16 protein-coding genes and 1 riboswitch are annotated in these 14,528 nt (G+C 72.0%); of the genes, 8 read left to right on the forward strand and 8 right to left on the reverse strand.

Annotated elements, in window-relative coordinates:
* Positions 1-11 precede the first annotated feature (11 nt).
* The 5 genes from metF to OG245_RS08875 form a co-directional block, all read right to left on the reverse strand.
* Complete coding sequence (gene metF, locus OG245_RS08855; RefSeq protein WP_371622971.1) at positions 12-929, reverse strand: methylenetetrahydrofolate reductase [NAD(P)H]; 918 nt, start codon at positions 927-929, stop codon at positions 12-14.
* Positions 930-1,054: 125 nt separating this feature from the next.
* Complete coding sequence (gene thiE / locus OG245_RS08860) at positions 1,055-1,705, reverse strand: thiamine phosphate synthase (RefSeq protein WP_371622972.1); 651 nt, start codon at positions 1,703-1,705, stop codon at positions 1,055-1,057.
* 75 nt (positions 1,706-1,780) lie between these two features.
* The gene (locus OG245_RS08865) at positions 1,781-2,146 is read right to left on the reverse strand and encodes an Rv2175c family DNA-binding protein (RefSeq protein WP_371622973.1); all 366 of its coding nucleotides are present in this window, start codon (positions 2,144-2,146) and stop codon (positions 1,781-1,783) included.
* Positions 2,147-2,227: 81 nt separating this feature from the next.
* The gene (locus OG245_RS08870) at positions 2,228-3,469 is read right to left on the reverse strand and encodes an NAD(P)/FAD-dependent oxidoreductase (RefSeq protein WP_371622974.1); all 1,242 of its coding nucleotides are present in this window, start codon (positions 3,467-3,469) and stop codon (positions 2,228-2,230) included.
* A 90-nt stretch (positions 3,470-3,559) separates the two neighbouring features.
* The gene (locus tag OG245_RS08875; protein ID WP_371622975.1) at positions 3,560-3,901 is read right to left on the reverse strand and encodes a hypothetical protein; all 342 of its coding nucleotides are present in this window, start codon (positions 3,899-3,901) and stop codon (positions 3,560-3,562) included.
* A 51-nt stretch (positions 3,902-3,952) separates the two neighbouring features.
* Positions 3,953-4,065: riboswitch (TPP riboswitch) on the forward strand.
* Here OG245_RS08875 and thiO point away from each other — a divergent pair.
* The 5 genes from thiO to OG245_RS08900 all read left to right on the forward strand — a co-directional run bounded on the left by thiO (position 4,063) and on the right by OG245_RS08900 (position 9,320).
* Positions 4,063-5,247, forward strand: a complete 1,185-nt coding sequence (gene thiO, locus OG245_RS08880) for a glycine oxidase ThiO (protein ID WP_371622976.1) — start codon at positions 4,063-4,065, stop codon at positions 5,245-5,247. It overlaps the preceding riboswitch by 3 nt.
* The gene (thiS, locus tag OG245_RS08885) at positions 5,244-5,516 is read left to right on the forward strand and encodes a sulfur carrier protein ThiS (RefSeq protein ID WP_371622977.1); all 273 of its coding nucleotides are present in this window, start codon (positions 5,244-5,246) and stop codon (positions 5,514-5,516) included. The genes thiO and thiS overlap by 4 nt, the downstream gene beginning before the upstream one ends.
* 2 nt (positions 5,517-5,518) lie before the next feature.
* Positions 5,519-6,313, forward strand: coding sequence for a thiazole synthase (locus tag OG245_RS08890; protein WP_371622978.1), 795 nt, complete (start codon positions 5,519-5,521; stop codon positions 6,311-6,313).
* A gap of 178 nt (positions 6,314-6,491) precedes the next feature.
* Positions 6,492-8,417 (forward strand): Stk1 family PASTA domain-containing Ser/Thr kinase, encoded by a 1,926-nt coding sequence (pknB, locus tag OG245_RS08895; RefSeq protein ID WP_371622979.1) that lies wholly within the window; start codon positions 6,492-6,494, stop codon positions 8,415-8,417.
* A gap of 6 nt (positions 8,418-8,423) precedes the next feature.
* Positions 8,424-9,320, forward strand: coding sequence for a deoxyribonuclease IV (locus OG245_RS08900; RefSeq protein ID WP_371622980.1), 897 nt, complete (start codon positions 8,424-8,426; stop codon positions 9,318-9,320).
* Here OG245_RS08900 and OG245_RS08905 read toward each other — a convergent pair.
* Positions 9,287-9,919 carry a sulfite oxidase-like oxidoreductase gene (locus OG245_RS08905; protein WP_371622981.1) on the reverse strand — a complete coding sequence of 211 codons (633 nt, stop codon included), beginning with the start codon at positions 9,917-9,919 and terminating at the stop codon, positions 9,287-9,289. The two genes, OG245_RS08900 and OG245_RS08905, sit on opposite strands and share 34 nt — an antisense overlap.
* Before the next feature lie 157 nt (positions 9,920-10,076).
* Between OG245_RS08905 and bfr the strand changes: the two genes are divergently transcribed.
* Entirely contained in the window at positions 10,077-10,556 is a 480-nt protein-coding gene (gene bfr / locus OG245_RS08910; RefSeq protein ID WP_215104479.1) for a bacterioferritin, read from the forward strand.
* A gap of 18 nt (positions 10,557-10,574) precedes the next feature.
* Here bfr and OG245_RS08915 read toward each other — a convergent pair whose 3' ends face one another.
* Together OG245_RS08915 and OG245_RS08920 are read right to left on the reverse strand one after the other, a co-directional pair.
* Entirely contained in the window at positions 10,575-10,820 is a 246-nt protein-coding gene (locus OG245_RS08915; protein ID WP_371622982.1) for a bacterioferritin-associated ferredoxin, read from the reverse strand.
* Positions 10,821-10,981: 161 nt separating this feature from the next.
* Entirely contained in the window at positions 10,982-12,328 is a 1,347-nt protein-coding gene (locus OG245_RS08920; RefSeq protein WP_371622983.1) for a class II 3-deoxy-7-phosphoheptulonate synthase, read from the reverse strand.
* A gap of 103 nt (positions 12,329-12,431) precedes the next feature.
* On the opposite strand from OG245_RS08920, the gene OG245_RS08925 reads away from it, so the two are divergent.
* Positions 12,432-12,500 (forward strand): trp operon leader peptide, encoded by a 69-nt coding sequence (locus tag OG245_RS08925; protein ID WP_215104550.1) that lies wholly within the window; start codon positions 12,432-12,434, stop codon positions 12,498-12,500.
* 124 nt (positions 12,501-12,624) lie between these two features.
* Positions 12,625-14,526 (forward strand): anthranilate synthase family protein, encoded by a 1,902-nt coding sequence (locus tag OG245_RS08930; RefSeq protein WP_371622984.1) that lies wholly within the window; start codon positions 12,625-12,627, stop codon positions 14,524-14,526.
* Positions 14,527-14,528 lie beyond the last annotated feature (2 nt).

Genomic DNA, 14,528 nt, shown 5'->3' on the forward strand with positions numbered 1-14,528 from the left:
GGTACGACCGGTCACGACTGCTTGTGCAGTCCGAGTTTTTCGTAGATCTCGAGCGTAGCCGTCGAGTTGTTGAGCGTGATGAAGTGCAGTCCGGGCACACCCTCGGACAGCAGCTTCGCGCAGAACTCCGTTGCGAACTCGATGCCAATGGAGCGTACAGCGGCTGGATCGTCCTTGGCCGCGAGGATGCGCTCTTTCAACGACGCGGGCACGGTCGCGTTGCTGAGCTGGGAGAACTTTTCCAATTGCTTCACGCTGGTGAGGGGCATGACCTCGGGGATCACCGGCGTTTCGCAACCCGCGGCGACCACGCGGTCACGCATCCGGAGATAGTCCTCCGGGCGGAAGAACATCTGGGTGATCGCGTAATCCGCGCCGGCCCGGCACTTGTCCACGAAATGGCCGATGTCCGTCTCCCAGTCGGACGACCGGGGGTGCATTTCGGGAAATGCCGCCACACCGACGCAGAAGTCGCCCGACTCCTTGATGAGGCGGACGAGGTCGGCGGCGTAGCGCACCCCCTGCGGGTGCTCGACCCACTCACCCATCGGGTCGCCCGGCGGGTCGCCGCGGACCGCGAGGATGTTCCTGATGCCCGCGTCGGCGTACTGGCCGACCATGTTGCGCAGCTCGGCGACGGAGTGGTTCACCGCGGTGAGGTGGGCGACCGGGGTGAGGGTGGAGTCGGCGGCGATCTGCTGGGTGGCCCGGACCGTCCCGGCGCGGGTGGAGCCACCGGCGCCGTACGTCACGGAGACGAAGCTCGGGCGGACCGCCTCGACGCGGCGGAGCGCGTTCCAGAGGTTCCGCTCGCCTTTTTCCGTCTTGGGCGCCCAGAACTCGAAGGAGTACGACGTCTTGCCGGTCGCTAGCAGGTCACGCACGGTACGCGCGTGATCCGTCCTGGTGGAGGGTGTGCCAAGGGCCATAAAGGGAGGTTAACCAGGGGGTGGACGCTCCCCCAACCAGAGCGGCCGACTTTGTCTCATTTTGCCGGACTGTTGTCCATCCCTCGGACGGTTGCCCGGGATGTCCCTCATCGGCGCGCGGCGCGTCAGAGCGCGCGGGCCCTGACGCGTCGGGCCAGGTCGGCGGTGGCGGCGGCGGGATCGTCGGCCTCCGTGATGGCCCGGACGACGACGACACGGCGGGCTCCGGCGTCCAGCACCTCGTCCAGATTGCCCACGTCGATCCCGCCGATCGCGAACCAGGGGCGCGACCCGCCGAGGGAGGCGGCGTAACGCACGAGGTCGAGGCCGGGAGCGTGGCGGCCGGGCTTGGTGGGGGTGGGCCAGCAGGGGCCGGTGCAGAAGTAGTCCACACCGTCCTGGGCGAGCGCCGCGTCGACCTCGGCCTCGGCGTGCGTGGAACGGCCGATCAGCCGGTCGGCGCCGATGACCGCCCGGGCGGCGGGGACCGGGAGGTCGCCCTGGCCGAGGTGGAGGACGTCGGCGCCGACGGCGTGGGCGACGTCGGCGCGGTCGTTCACCGCGAGGAGCTTGCCGTGCCTGCGGCAGGCGTCGGCGAACACGGCGAGGTGCTCCAGCTCCTCGGCGGCCTCCATGCCCTTGTCCCGGAGCTGGACGATGTCGACGCCGGAGGCGAGCACGGCGTCCAGAAAGGCGGGGAGGTCACCCTGGCGCTTGCGCGCGTCCGTGCACAGGTAGAGCCGGGCATCGGACAGCTGCTCGCGAGGCGTGGACATGGGTGGACTCCCCCGTGGTCGTGACGGTGCACGGGCCGCGCCGGGCCGCCCGTGCACCGCTTCCTGTCATGTCGGTCAGACGGCGAGCGCCTGGGCGCGGCGCTTCACCTCCGTACCGCGATTCTCGCTCAGGGCCTGCGCGGGGGTGCCGGGCAGGGTCGGGTCGGGAGTGAAGAGCCACTCCAGCATCTCTTCGTCGGAATAGCCGTCGTCCCTCAGGAGGGTCAGGGTGCCGGAGAGGCCCTTGACCACCTTGTCGCCGTCGATGAAGGCGGCGGGCACCTGGAGCGTCCGGTTCTCACCACGGCGTACGGCGATGAGCTGGCCTTCCTTGACCAGCTGCCGTACGCGCGTCACCTGGACATCGAGCATTTCCGCGATGTCGGGAAGGTGGAGCCAGGCGGGGACGAGAGCATCGGTCTTTGCGTCAATCTCGGTCACAGGGACAAGCGTGCCATCCAGGACCGACAGCCGGTAGCCGGGCCGCCCGTACGGGGGTCGTCGACAGGGAGCCCGGGCCTCTCACAGGGCGGCGGACTTCAGCGGCACGGCGGGGTCGGCCACCTTCTCCGGGTCGAGGACGGCCCCCGACTCGATGAGCCTGCGGCCCTGGGCGAGGTCCCGCGGGCGGCCCACGGCGAGCACGGCCACCAGCGCGCCGTCGCGCAGCCAGCACACCGACCAGGCGGCGTCCGCCCCGTCGCCGCGCCACACCAGGGTGTCGGCGTCCGCGTGGTGTCCGGCGTACTGCACGAAGCGGCCGAACTGCTCGGACCAGAAGTACGGGACGGGGTCGTAGACGGGGAGCGGCTCCCCGTCCTGGGCGGCCATGATCGCGGCGGCCGCGGTGCGCGGGCCCTGGAGGGCGTTGTCCCAGTGGTGGACCAGCAGGCGTGCCCCGTAGCGGGTGGAGGGGAAGGAGGCGCAGTCCCCGACCGCGTACACATCGGGCAGCGAGGTGCGCAGCGCGCTGTCGGCGGTGACCGAGCCGTCCGGGCCGAGCGCGACCCCGGAGCCGGCGAGCCAGCGGGTGGCGGGGCGGGCGCCGATGCCGACGACGACGGCCCCGGCGGGCAGGACCCGGCCGTCCGCGAGGACGACGGCCCCCTCCTCGACGCGGTCGACCCGGGCGCCGGTGAGGAGCTCGGCGCCGCTGTCGGCGTACCAGGCGGCCATCGGGGCGGCCACCTCGGCGGGCAGGGTGCCCGCCAGCGGGCGGGCGGCGGCCTCGACGACGGTGACGGTGCAGCCCGCGGCGCGGGCGGCGGTGGCGAACTCCGCGCCGATCCAGCCCGCCCCGACGACGACCACGTCGTGCTGCCGGTCCAGGACGGGCCGCAGCCGGGCGGCGTCGTCGAGGGTGCGCAGGAGGTGGACGCCGGGCACGCCCTCGGAGCCGGGCAGGGTCATGGGCTCCGCGCCGGACGCGAGGATCAGGACGTCGTAGGACACCGGCCCGTCGGCGGTGTCCAGCACATGGTCGGCGGCGCGCAGGGCGGTGACGTCCAGGCCGAGGCGCAGGGTGATGTCGAGTGCCTCGAAGTCGACGTCGAAGGCGGAGTCCTCGGCCTTGCCCAGCAGGACGGCCTTGGACAACGGCGGGCGGTCGTAGGGCTGGTGGGGTTCGGCGCCGATCAGGGTGACGGGTCCGGTGAAGCCCGCCTCGCGCAGGGCCACGGCGCTCTGCACGCCCGCCATGCCCGCTCCGACGACCACGACGTGCCGTGCCTGCCGCGCCGCCCGCTGTTCCGTCTGCTCGCTCACCCGTCCACCTTAATCACCTGACGCATCGTCAGGTAGGGGGGTGCGGGAAAGCGGCCCGGGAGGAAACCGGGAAAGCACCTCGGGGGGAGCTCAGGAGGGAAGCTGCTCCACCACGCTCGTGCCGCTGCCCTCCTGGGACTCCCAGGCCCACCGCTCCTCCAGCCGCACCCGGCCGTCGGCGAGGTCGACGACCGTGGAGAGGCAGTGCCCGGACGAGGTCGTTCCGTCCTGCTTGAGCTGCACGTAGCGGAAGTCCAGCGCGTCCCCGTCGCGGGTGCCGACGAGATGGCCGCGCACCACGTCGCCGCCCGCGTACTCGGCCCAGATCCGGCCGTCCGACTCGTGGTAGGTGAAGCGGGTGCTGGTGCCGACCTGGCCCGGGGCCTGGTCGGCGACGGGTGACAGGACGAGTCCGTCGAGCGAACGGGCCATGGCGGCTGCTCCTCTACTGGCCGGGGGCGGCTGGGTTTAGGGTGGCCAAGGTAGAACACTCGCGGGAGCCCGGACGCACCGGGCTGAGAGGGAGGCTGGACGGCCTCCGACCGTACGAACCTGCTCCGGGTCATGCCGGCGAAGGGAGGGGCTGGACACTCATGCGCGTCTCGGGGAAGACCTCCGGATCCGACGTCCTCGTCATCGGGGGCGGAATCATCGGCCTGGTCACGGCGTGGCGGGCCGCCCAGCGGGGGCTGCGCGTCACGGTCGCGGACCCGGAACCGGGCGGCGGCGCCGCCCAGGTCGCGGCGGGCATGCTGGCCGCCGTCACCGAACTGCACTACGGCGAGCAGATGCTGCTCGGGCTCAACCTCGCCTCCGCCGCCCGCTATCCCTCGTTCGTCGCCGAGCTGGAGGAGGCGAGCGGCCGGGACACCGGCTTCCGGACCTGCGGCACGCTCGCCGTCGCGATGGACTCCGACGACCGGGCGCATCTGCGCGAACTGCACGCCCTCCAGGAGCGTTCGGGCCTGGAGTCGGTCTGGCTGACCGGCCGTGAGTGCCGCCGCCTGGAGCCGATGCTGGCCCCGGGCGTCCGGGGCGGCCTCCGGGTCGACGGGGACCACCAGGTGGATCCCCGCCGCCTCGCCGCGGCGCTGCTCGCCGCGTGCGAGCGGGCCGGGGTCGGGTTCCGCCGGACGACCGCCGAGCGGCTCACCGTCGCCGGGGGCCGGGCCGCCGGGGCGCTGCTCGGCGACGGTACGGAGTTCGCGGCCGATCAGGTCGTACTCGCCGCGGGCAGTCTCAGCGGCAGGCTGGCCGGGCTCCCGCCGGAGCTCGTACCGCCGGTGCGCCCGGTCAAGGGCCAGGTTCTCCGGCTCACCGTGCCCCGGGCGTACGCCCCCTTCCTCAGCCGCACCGTGCGCGCCGTGGTCCGGGGCGGCCACCTCTACCTCGTGCCGCGCGAGAACGGCGAGCTGGTCGTCGGCGCCACCAGCGAGGAGATGGGCTGGGACACCACGGTCACCGCCGGTGGCGTGTACGAGCTGCTGCGCGACGCCCACGAGCTGGTGCCGGGCATCACCGAGCTGCCGCTCACCGAGACCCGGGCCGGTCTGCGTCCCGCGTCGCCCGACAACGCCCCGCTGCTCGGCCCGACCGCCCTGCCCGGGCTGCTGCTGGCCACCGGCCACCACCGCAACGGCGTCCTGCTGACGCCCGTCACCGGGGACGCGATGGCCGACGTCCTGACCACCGGCGAGCTGCCCGAGACGGCCCGCCCCTTCGCCCCCGGCCGTTTCGCGCCCGCCGCCGCCCCCGTACTCCAGGAGCAGCCCGTATGACCCAGCAGCCCGCCGTACCGGAATCCACCGCCACCGTGTCCGCGTCCGTCGTGTCCGTCTCCGCCACCGTCTCCGTCTCGGTGAACGGCGAAGTCCGCGCCGTTCCCGCCGGGACGGACCTGGACGCCCTCGTCGCCACGCTGACCCCGGCCCGCTCCGGAGTCGCCGCCGCCGTCAACGAGAGCGTCGTGCCGCGCGGCCAGTGGGCCGCGACGACACTCGGCGAGGGCGACCGCGTCGAGGTCCTGACCGCCGTACAGGGAGGCTGACCATGTCGGACGACGTCTTCGCCCTGGGGCCCGCCACGTACGGCTCCCGGCTGATCATGGGCACCGGCGGGGCCCCGAGCCTGGAGATGCTGGAGCGCTCGCTGATCGCCTCCGGCACCGAGCTGACCACGGTCGCGATGCGCCGGCTGGACCCGACCGTGCGGGGGTCGGTGCTCTCGGTGCTGGAGCGGCTCTCCATCCAGGTCCTGCCGAACACAGCCGGCTGCTTCACCGCGGGCGAGGCGGTGCTGACCGCCCGGCTGGCCAGGGAGGCGCTCGGCACCGACTGGGTGAAGCTGGAGGTGGTCGCCGACGAGCGGACCCTCCTGCCCGATCCGATCGAGCTGCTGGACGCGGCGGAGGTCCTGGTCGACGACGGGTTCACCGTGCTGCCCTACACCAACGACGATCCGGTCCTGGCCCGGAAGCTGGAGGACGTGGGGTGTGCGGCGATCATGCCGCTCGGCTCCCCCATCGGTTCCGGGCTCGGCATCCGCAACCCGCACAACTTCGAGCTGATCGTCGAACGGGCCGGGGTGCCGGTGATCCTCGACGCGGGGGCCGGGACCGCCTCGGACGCGGCGCAGGCGATGGAGCTGGGGTGCGCCGCCGTGATGCTCGCCTCGGCGGTGACCCGGGCCCAGGAGCCGGAGCTGATGGCCGGTGCGATGCGTCACGCGGTGGAGGGCGGGCGCCTGGCGTACCGGGCGGGCCGCATCCCGCGCCGCCACTTCGCCGAGGCCTCGTCGCCGGTGGACGGGCGGGCGGCACTCGACCCGGAGCGCCCGGCGTTCTGAGCGCCGCCAAGGGCTGTCCCGCAATCGCCCGCCGGGAATCGCGGGACAGCCTTAGGCGTTCGGGACCCGGCCCACGCCCGTCACCTGGGGCGTGTGCCTGTCACAGGTCGGTAAGGGAACGGCCCCGGGAGTGCCCCGGCCCGTCCGGGGTGTCGGCGGCGGCTCGTAGACTCTCGGGGTGGACACGACCCTCCAGGACCCTCTCGTCGGGCAGCTGCTCGACGGCCGGTATCGCATTGAGGCGCGCATCGCCGTCGGCGGGATGGCCACGGTCTACCGGGCCGTGGACACCCGCCTGGACCGGGTGCTCGCCCTCAAGGTGATGCACCCGGCGCTCGCCACCGACGTCTCGTTCGTCGAGCGCTTCATCCGTGAGGCCAAGTCGGTGGCCCGTCTGGCGCACCCCAATGTCGTCGCGGTCTTCGACCAGGGCGCCGAGGGCGCGTACGTCTATCTCGCGATGGAGTACGTGGCGGGCTGCACCCTGCGCGACGTGCTGCGCGAGCGCGGGGCCCTGCAGCCCCGGGCGGCGCTGGACATCCTGGAGCCGGTCCTCGCCGCGCTCGGCGCCGCGCACCGGGCCGGGTTCGTGCACCGCGACATGAAGCCGGAGAACGTCCTGATCGGGGACGACGGCCGGGTGAAGGTCGCCGACTTCGGCCTGGTCAGGGCGGTCGGCACGGCCACCGACACGACCGGCTCCCTGCTGGGCACCGTGTCGTACCTGGCCCCCGAGCAGATCGAGCACGGCAGCGCCGACACCCGCAGCGACGTGTACGCCTGCGGGGTCGTGCTCTACGAGATGCTGACGGGCGCCAAGCCGCACACCGGCGAGAACGCGGCCCAGGTCATCTACCGGCACCTCAACGCCGACGTCCCCGCCCCGTCCGCCGTCGTACCGGGGCTCCCGGTCGCGCTGGACAGCCTGGTGGCGAGCGCGACCGCCCGCAATCCCGAGGTGCGCCCGCACGACGCGGTGCTGCTCTTGGCCGAGTCCCGTGAGGCCCGTGCCACGCTGACCGACGCCGAGCTGGACGCCGTGCCGCCGGGGGCCCTGTCCGATGCCCACGACGGCGCGGACGACCGTACGAGCGTGATCCCGCGGGCCCTCCCGGCGGACGGCGACGGCGTGCACCGCACCAGCCGGCTGGAGATGCCGCCCGCGGGACCCGCCGCTCCCCGGCGCGGGACCGGCCGTCGCGGCCCGTTCGGCGGGCCGCACCGCAAGCTGATCATGGTGGTCACCGCCGTACTGCTGACGCTGGGCATCGGGACGGGCGTCTGGTACATCAACTCCGGGCAGTTCACCCAGGTCCCCTCGCTGCTGGGCCAGACCCAGCAGACCGCCGAGAAGCGGCTCTCCGACGAGGGGCTCGGGCTCAAGGGCGTGCAGCGGGTCTTCAGCGACACCGTCGAGCGGGGCTCGGTCGTGGGCAGCGACCCCGCCTCGGGCGACAGGATCCGGGGCAACGGCTCGGTGAAGCTCGTCGTCTCGCGGGGTCCGGAGATCGTGCGGGTCCCCGATGTGGTGGGCCGTTCCCTCGCGGACGCCCGGCGTTCCCTGAAGAAGGTGGGCCTGGTCCCCGGGATGGTGACCAGGGAGTTCAGCGAGGACGTGGCCCGCGGCGAGGTGATCCGCACGGATCCCCGCGCGGGCACCGACCGCAACCCGGACACGGCCGTGGCGCTCGTCGTCAGCAAGGGCGCCCCGATCGACGTCCCGGACGTCACCGGACTCTCCGCCGAGGAGGCCACCGCCGAACTGGCGGCCGAGGGGCTGAAGGCCGAGGTGCTGCCCGGCCGGATCCACTCCGCCGAGGCCGAGGGCGCCGTCGCCGAGCAGTCCCCCGGCGAGGGCGTCGAGGCCGCGAAGGGCGACACGATCGAGCTGACCGTCTCCAAGGGCCCCCGGATGCTGGACGTCCCGGACGTCACGGGCCGGGACGTCGAGGAGGCGCGGAGCACCCTGGAGGAGGCGGGCTTCGACGTGAAGGTCGACCGGCCGTTCCTCTCCTTCAGCGACACGATCGCGAGCCAGTCCGTGGACGGCGGCGAGCAGGCCCCCGAGGGGTCCACGATCACGATCAAGACCAAGGGGTTCTAGAACCAGATGCACGCTCCGCGCAATCCGGTGGGCGGACACGTCCCGGTGGCCGGCGGTCTGGCCAAGGTCGGGCTGGCGTACGCCCGGGAGCTGGCGGCGGAGACCGTGCAGGTCTTCGTGGCCAATCCGCGCGGCTGGGCCACACCCGCCGGGAACCCGGCGCAGGACGAGCTGTTCCGGGCCGCGTGCGCGGCTGAATCCATCCCGGCGTACGTCCACGCCCCGTATCTGATCAACTTCGGCTCGCACACCGGGGCGACGGTCGAGAGGTCCGTGGAGTCCCTGCGCCACTCACTGCGGCGGGCCCGCGAGATCGGCGCGCTGGGCGTGGTGGTGCACACCGGTTCGGCGACCGGCGGACGGCCGCGCGCCGAGGCGCTGGCCCAGGTGCGCGAGCACATGCGCCCGCTGCTGGACGAGCTGACCCACGACGACTCCCCGGATCTGCTGCTGGAGTCGACGGCCGGCCAGGGCTTCTCGCTCTGCTCGCGGACCTGGGACTTCGGTCCCTACTTCGAGGCGCTGGACTCCCACCCGAAGCTGGGCGTCTGCCTGGACACGTGCCACATCTACGCCGCCGGGCACGATCTGGCCGGCCCCTCGGGGATGCGGCAGACACTCGACCTGCTGGTGGACACGGTCGGGAAGGGCCGGCTCAAGCTGATCCACGCCAACGACTCCAAGGACGTGGTGGGCGCCCACAAGGACCGGCACGAGAACATCGGCGCCGGTCACATCGGGGTGGAGCCCTTCCGGGAGCTGCTCGCGCATCCGGCGACCGAAGGCGTGCCGCTGATCATCGAGACGCCGGGCGGCAAGGAGGGGCACGCGTCGGACGTGGCCCGGCTGAAGGAGCTGCGGAAGCCGCGTCAGAGCTCGGGGCCGTCCCCGGGCTCCTCCTGATAGGAGTAGCGCTGCTCGCCCCAGGGGTCGCCGATGTTGTGGTAGCCCCGCTCCTCCCAGAATCCGCGCCGGTCCGCCGTCATGTACTCGATGCCCCGGACCCATTTCGGGCCCTTCCAGGCATAGAGGTGCGGGACGACGAGGCGGAGCGGGAAGCCGTGCTCGGCGGTGAGGAGTTCGCCGTCCTTGTGGGTGGCGAAGAGGGTGCGCTCGGAGGCGAAGTCGGCGAGGCGCAGATTCGATGAGAAGCCGTATTCGGCCCAGACCATCACATGGGTGGCGTCGGGTGCGGGCGGCGCCAGTTCGAGGACCGTACGGGCGGGGATTCCGCCCCATTCGGCGCCGAGCATGCTGAACTTCGTCACGCAGTGCAGATCGGCGACGACCGAGGAGAACGGCAGCGCCGAGAACTCCTGGTGGTTCCAGCAGTGCTTGTCACCGTCGGCGGTGGCCCCGAAGACCCGGAACTCCCAGCGGTCGGGCTTGAACTTGGGAACGGGCCCGTAATGGGTGACCGGCCATCCGCGTTGCAGTCGCTGTCCCGGCGGAAGCTCGGGCTGCTCTGTCTCGCGGTTCTCCCGGCTTTCCGGCTGACCCATGCCTCCATGGTGACAGACAGGCAGGGGTGGTCATGACCAGGGAGTACCCCATCCGGGCAACTCGTACTAAGCGTGCACTTACTGGACGGCCGCCGGGCGCGGTGCGAGGATCTCGCCAACTCGCAGAATCGATCACCGGTTGGAAGGAGCCTTTGCCATGCAGGGCGACCCCGAGGTCCTTGAGTTTCTCAATGAGCAGCTGACCGCCGAATTGACTGCCATCAACCAGTACTTCCTGCACGCCAAGATGCAGGACAACTTCGGGTGGACGAAGCTCGCCAAATACACCCGGGCCGAGTCCTTCGACGAGATGAAGCACGCCGAGATCCTCACCGACCGGATCCTGTTCCTCGAAGGGCTGCCGAACTACCAGCGGCTCTTCCATGTGCGGGTGGGCCAGACGGTCACCGAGATGTTCCAGGCGGACCGCCAGGTCGAGGTGGAGGCGATCGACCGCCTCAAGCGCGGTATCGAGGTGATGCGCGGCAAGGGCGACATCACGTCCGCGAACATCTTCGAGTCGATCCTGGCGGACGAGGAGCACCACATCGACTATCTCGACACCCAGCTGGAGCTGGTCGAGAAGCTCGGTGAGCCGCTCTACATCGCCCAGCTGATCGAGCAGCCGGAGAGCTGAGGGCCGGAGAGCGGGCCGTCAGGCGGCTTCCGGGAGGTGCACGTCCCCGAACGCGCTCACGGCGGCGGGTTCCTGCCGCTGGTCGAGCAGCTCGCGGCGGGCGCAGTCGCCCCGGCCCAGCAGTGCCTGGATGCGGCGCACACATCCACCGCAGTCCGTCCCGGCCTTGCAGGCCGACGCGATCTGCCGGGGGGTGCAGGCTCCGGCGTCCGCATGCTTCTTGACCTGCGCTTCCGTGATGCCGAAGCAGGAGCAGACGTACATGCGGTTCACCTCCCTGCGGGTCGGTCACGGGTGCCGCCCCGATTTCCACGGTGAGGCTAACCTAACCTTACCCGTCGCTCAACCGGCGCAAAAGCCCGGATACGCCTGTGGGGCACGGATCACATGGATCCGTGCCCCACAGCCGCGTCCAGCGGGAACCGCTACTGGTCGCGGTACATCTCGGCGACGAGGAAGGCCAGGTCGAGGGACTGGCTGCGGTTGAGCCGGGGGTCGCAGGCCGTCTCGTAGCGCTGGTGCAGGTCGTCCACGAAGATCTCGTGGCCGCCGCCCACGCACTCGGTGACGTCGTCGCCGGTCAGCTCCACGTGGATGCCGCCCGGGTGGGTGCCGAGGCTCTTGTGGACCTCGAAGAAGCCCTTGACCTCGTCCAGGACGTCGTCGAAGCGGCGCGTCTTGTGGCCGGAGGCGGCCTCGAAGGTGTTGCCGTGCATCGGGTCGGTCACCCAGGCGACGGTCGCGCCCGAGGCGGTGACCTTCTCGACCAGCTCGGGGAGCTTGTCGCGGACCTTGTCGGCGCCCATCCGGACGACGAAGGTCAGCCGGCCCGGCTCGCGCTCGGGGTCGAGGCGGTCGATGTAGCCGAGCGCCTCGTCGACGGTGGTCGTCGGGCCGAGCTTGATGCCGATCGGGTTGCGGATCCGGGCGGCGAACTCGATGTGCGCGCCGTCCATCTGGCGGGTGCGCTCACCGATCCACACCATGTGCGCGGAGGTGTCGTACAGCTCGCCGGTGCGCGAGTCCGTACGGGTCAGCGCCGACTCGTAGTCCAGCAGCAGCGCCTCGTGCGAGGCGTAGAACTCGACCGCCTTGAACTCGGCCGGGTCGGTGCCGCACGCCTTCATGAAGTTCAGCGCGTTGTCGATCTCGCGGGCCAGCGCCTCGTAGCGCTGACCGGAGGGGGACGACTTCACGAAGTCCTGGTTCCAGGCGTGGACCTGGCGCAGGTCGGCGTAGCCGCCGGTGGTGAAGGCGCGCACCAGGTTCAGCGTGGAGGAGGACGCGTGGTACATCTGCTTCAGCCGGGCGGGGTCCGGGATCCGGGCCTCCTCGGTGAAGGCGAAGCCGTTCACCGAGTCGCCGCGGTAGGTCGGCAGGGTCACGCCGTCGCGGGTCTCGGTCGACTTGGAGCGCGGCTTGGAGTACTGGCCCGCGATGCGGCCGACCTTCACCACGGGCACGGAGGCCGCGTAGGTCAGGACGGCGCTCATCTGGAGCAGCGTCTTCAGCTTGGCCCGGATGTGGTCGGCGGACACGGCGTCGAAGGCCTCGGCGCAGTCGCCGCCCTGCAGCAGGAACGCCTCGCCCTTGGCGACGGCTCCCATGCGGGCGCGCAGCTGGTCGCACTCGCCGGCGAAGACGAGCGGCGGATACGACGCGAGGTCCGCGAGTACATCGCGCAGGGCCTCGGAGTCGGGGTACTCGGGCTGCTGCGCCGCGGGAAGGTCTCGCCAGGTGTTGCCACCGGCGACGGAGGTATTGGCGTTCACGGTCACGAGCACAACATTACGGGGTCGGAAGGAGCGTCCAGCCGTGCGCTCAACAGATGAGACACCCGCTCCGATGGCCGGACCGTTCCGCTAGGGTCGGGGCATGTCGACGCGACTGATCGAGACCTCGATCCAGAACTGGTGGTGGACCGCTCATCCGGCGGCCCGCTGATTCATCGCGCTGACACTTCGCGAAGGCCGCCCGAGGGGCGGCCTTTCTGCGTTGCGGAGCCGTTCCTCCCCCCTGTGAACCCGTACGGATGCCCGTACGGACCGCCCGGAAGGAACCCGCTCCCATGTCGCAGACCTCATCCCGCTCCGCCTCCGGTCTCATCCGCCGCCTGCTGGCCGAGGACGCCCCGCCGTTCGCCCTGCTGCGCCGGCGCACGCCCGGCCGTGACCACGATCACGTCGAACTGCTGATCGGCGGGGTGCGGGAGGTGGACCGGCTGGCCGACCTGCCGGTGGGCGCGGCGCCCGCGCTGGCCCTGGTGCCGTTCCGGCAGATCGCCGAGCGCGGATTCGACGTGCGCGACGACGGCACCCCGCTGAGCGTGCTGGTCGCCGAGGAGACGCACGAGCTGGAGCTCGCGGAGGTGCTGGCGGCGCTGCCCGCCCATGACGTGACGGTGGAGGACCGCGGCTTCGACGTGGAGGACGGGGAGTACGCGGACATCGTGCGGCGGGTGATCCGGGACGAGATCGGGCGGGGCGAGGGCGCGAACTTCGTGATCCGGCGGACGTTCCGGGGCGGGATCCCCGGGTTCGGGCGGGCGGACGCGCTGGCGCTGTTCCGGCGGCTGCTGGCGGGCGAGCGGGGCGCGTACTGGACGTTCGTCGTCCACACCGGAGCCAGGACGCTGGTGGGGGCGAGCCCGGAGGTGCATGTGCGGATGTCCGGCGGGACGGTCGTGATGAACCCGATCAGCGGGACCTACCGTTACCCGGCCGAGGGGCCCACCGCGGAAAGCCTGCTGGCCTTCCTCGGGGACCGCAAGGAGAGCGAGGAGCTGTCCATGGTGGTCGACGAGGAGCTGAAGATGATGTGCACCGTCGGCGACATGGGCGGGGTGGTGGTCGGCCCCCGGCTCAAGGAGATGGCCCACCTCGCGCACACCGAGTACGAGCTGCGCGGGAAGTCCTCGCTGGACGTGCGGGACGTGCTGCGCGAGACGATGTTCGCGGCGACCGTCACCGGCTCCCCGGTGCAGAACGCCTGCCGGGTCATCGAGCGGTACGAGTCCGGGGGCCGCGGCTACTACGCGGGCGCGCTGGCCCTGCTGGGCCGGGACGCGAGCGGGGCGCAGACGCTGGACTCGCCGATCCTGATCCGTACGGCCGACATCGCCCCGGACGGTTCGCTGGAGGTCCCCGTCGGGGCCACCCTCGTCCGCCACTCGGACCCGGCGAGCGAGGTCGCCGAGACGCATGCCAAGGCGGCCGGGGTGCTGGCCGCGCTGGGGGTGCGGCCGGGCCGGCCGGGGGCGGAGGCGGACCGCCCGCGGCTGGCGTCCGACCCGCGGGTGCAGGCGGCGCTGGACGACCGGCGCGGAGGACTCGCGCCGTTCTGGCTGCGGATGCAGGAGCGCACCCGGGATCTTTCGGGGCACGCGCTGGTGGTGGACGGCGAGGACACGTTCACCGCGATGCTGGCCCATCTGCTGCGGTCGTCCGGTCTGGACGTCTCGGTGCGCCGCTACGACGAGCCGGGGCTGCGCGAGGTGGTCCGGGCGCATGACGGGCCGGTGGTGCTGGGCCCGGGTCCGGGCGATCCGGGCGATCTCACCGACCCGAAGATGCGGCTGCTGCGGGAGATCACCGCGGAGCTGGTGCGGGACCACCGGCACGGGCTGCTGGGGGTCTGCCTCGGGCACGAGCTGATCGCGGCGGAGCTGGGTCTGGAGATCGTGCGCAAGGCCGTGCCGTACCAGGGGGCGCAGACCCGGATCGAGCTGTTCGGCCGGCCGGAGACGGTGGGCTTCTACAACAGCTTCACCGGGCGGTGCGACGGTCCGGCCGCCGTCGAGCTGGCCGCGCACGGGATCGAGGTGAGCCGCGACGAGGAGAGCGGCGAGCTGCACGCGCTGCGCGGTCCCGGTTTCGCCTCGGTGCAGTTCCACCCGGAGTCGGTGCTGACGGTGCGGGGCTCGGTGATCGTGACGGAGCTGCTGGCGGGGCTGCCGGTGGTGCCGAGCTGAGA

Source organism: Streptomyces sp. NBC_01116, from assembly GCF_041435495.1.
Taxonomy (GTDB): Bacteria; Actinomycetota; Actinomycetes; order Streptomycetales; family Streptomycetaceae; genus Streptomyces.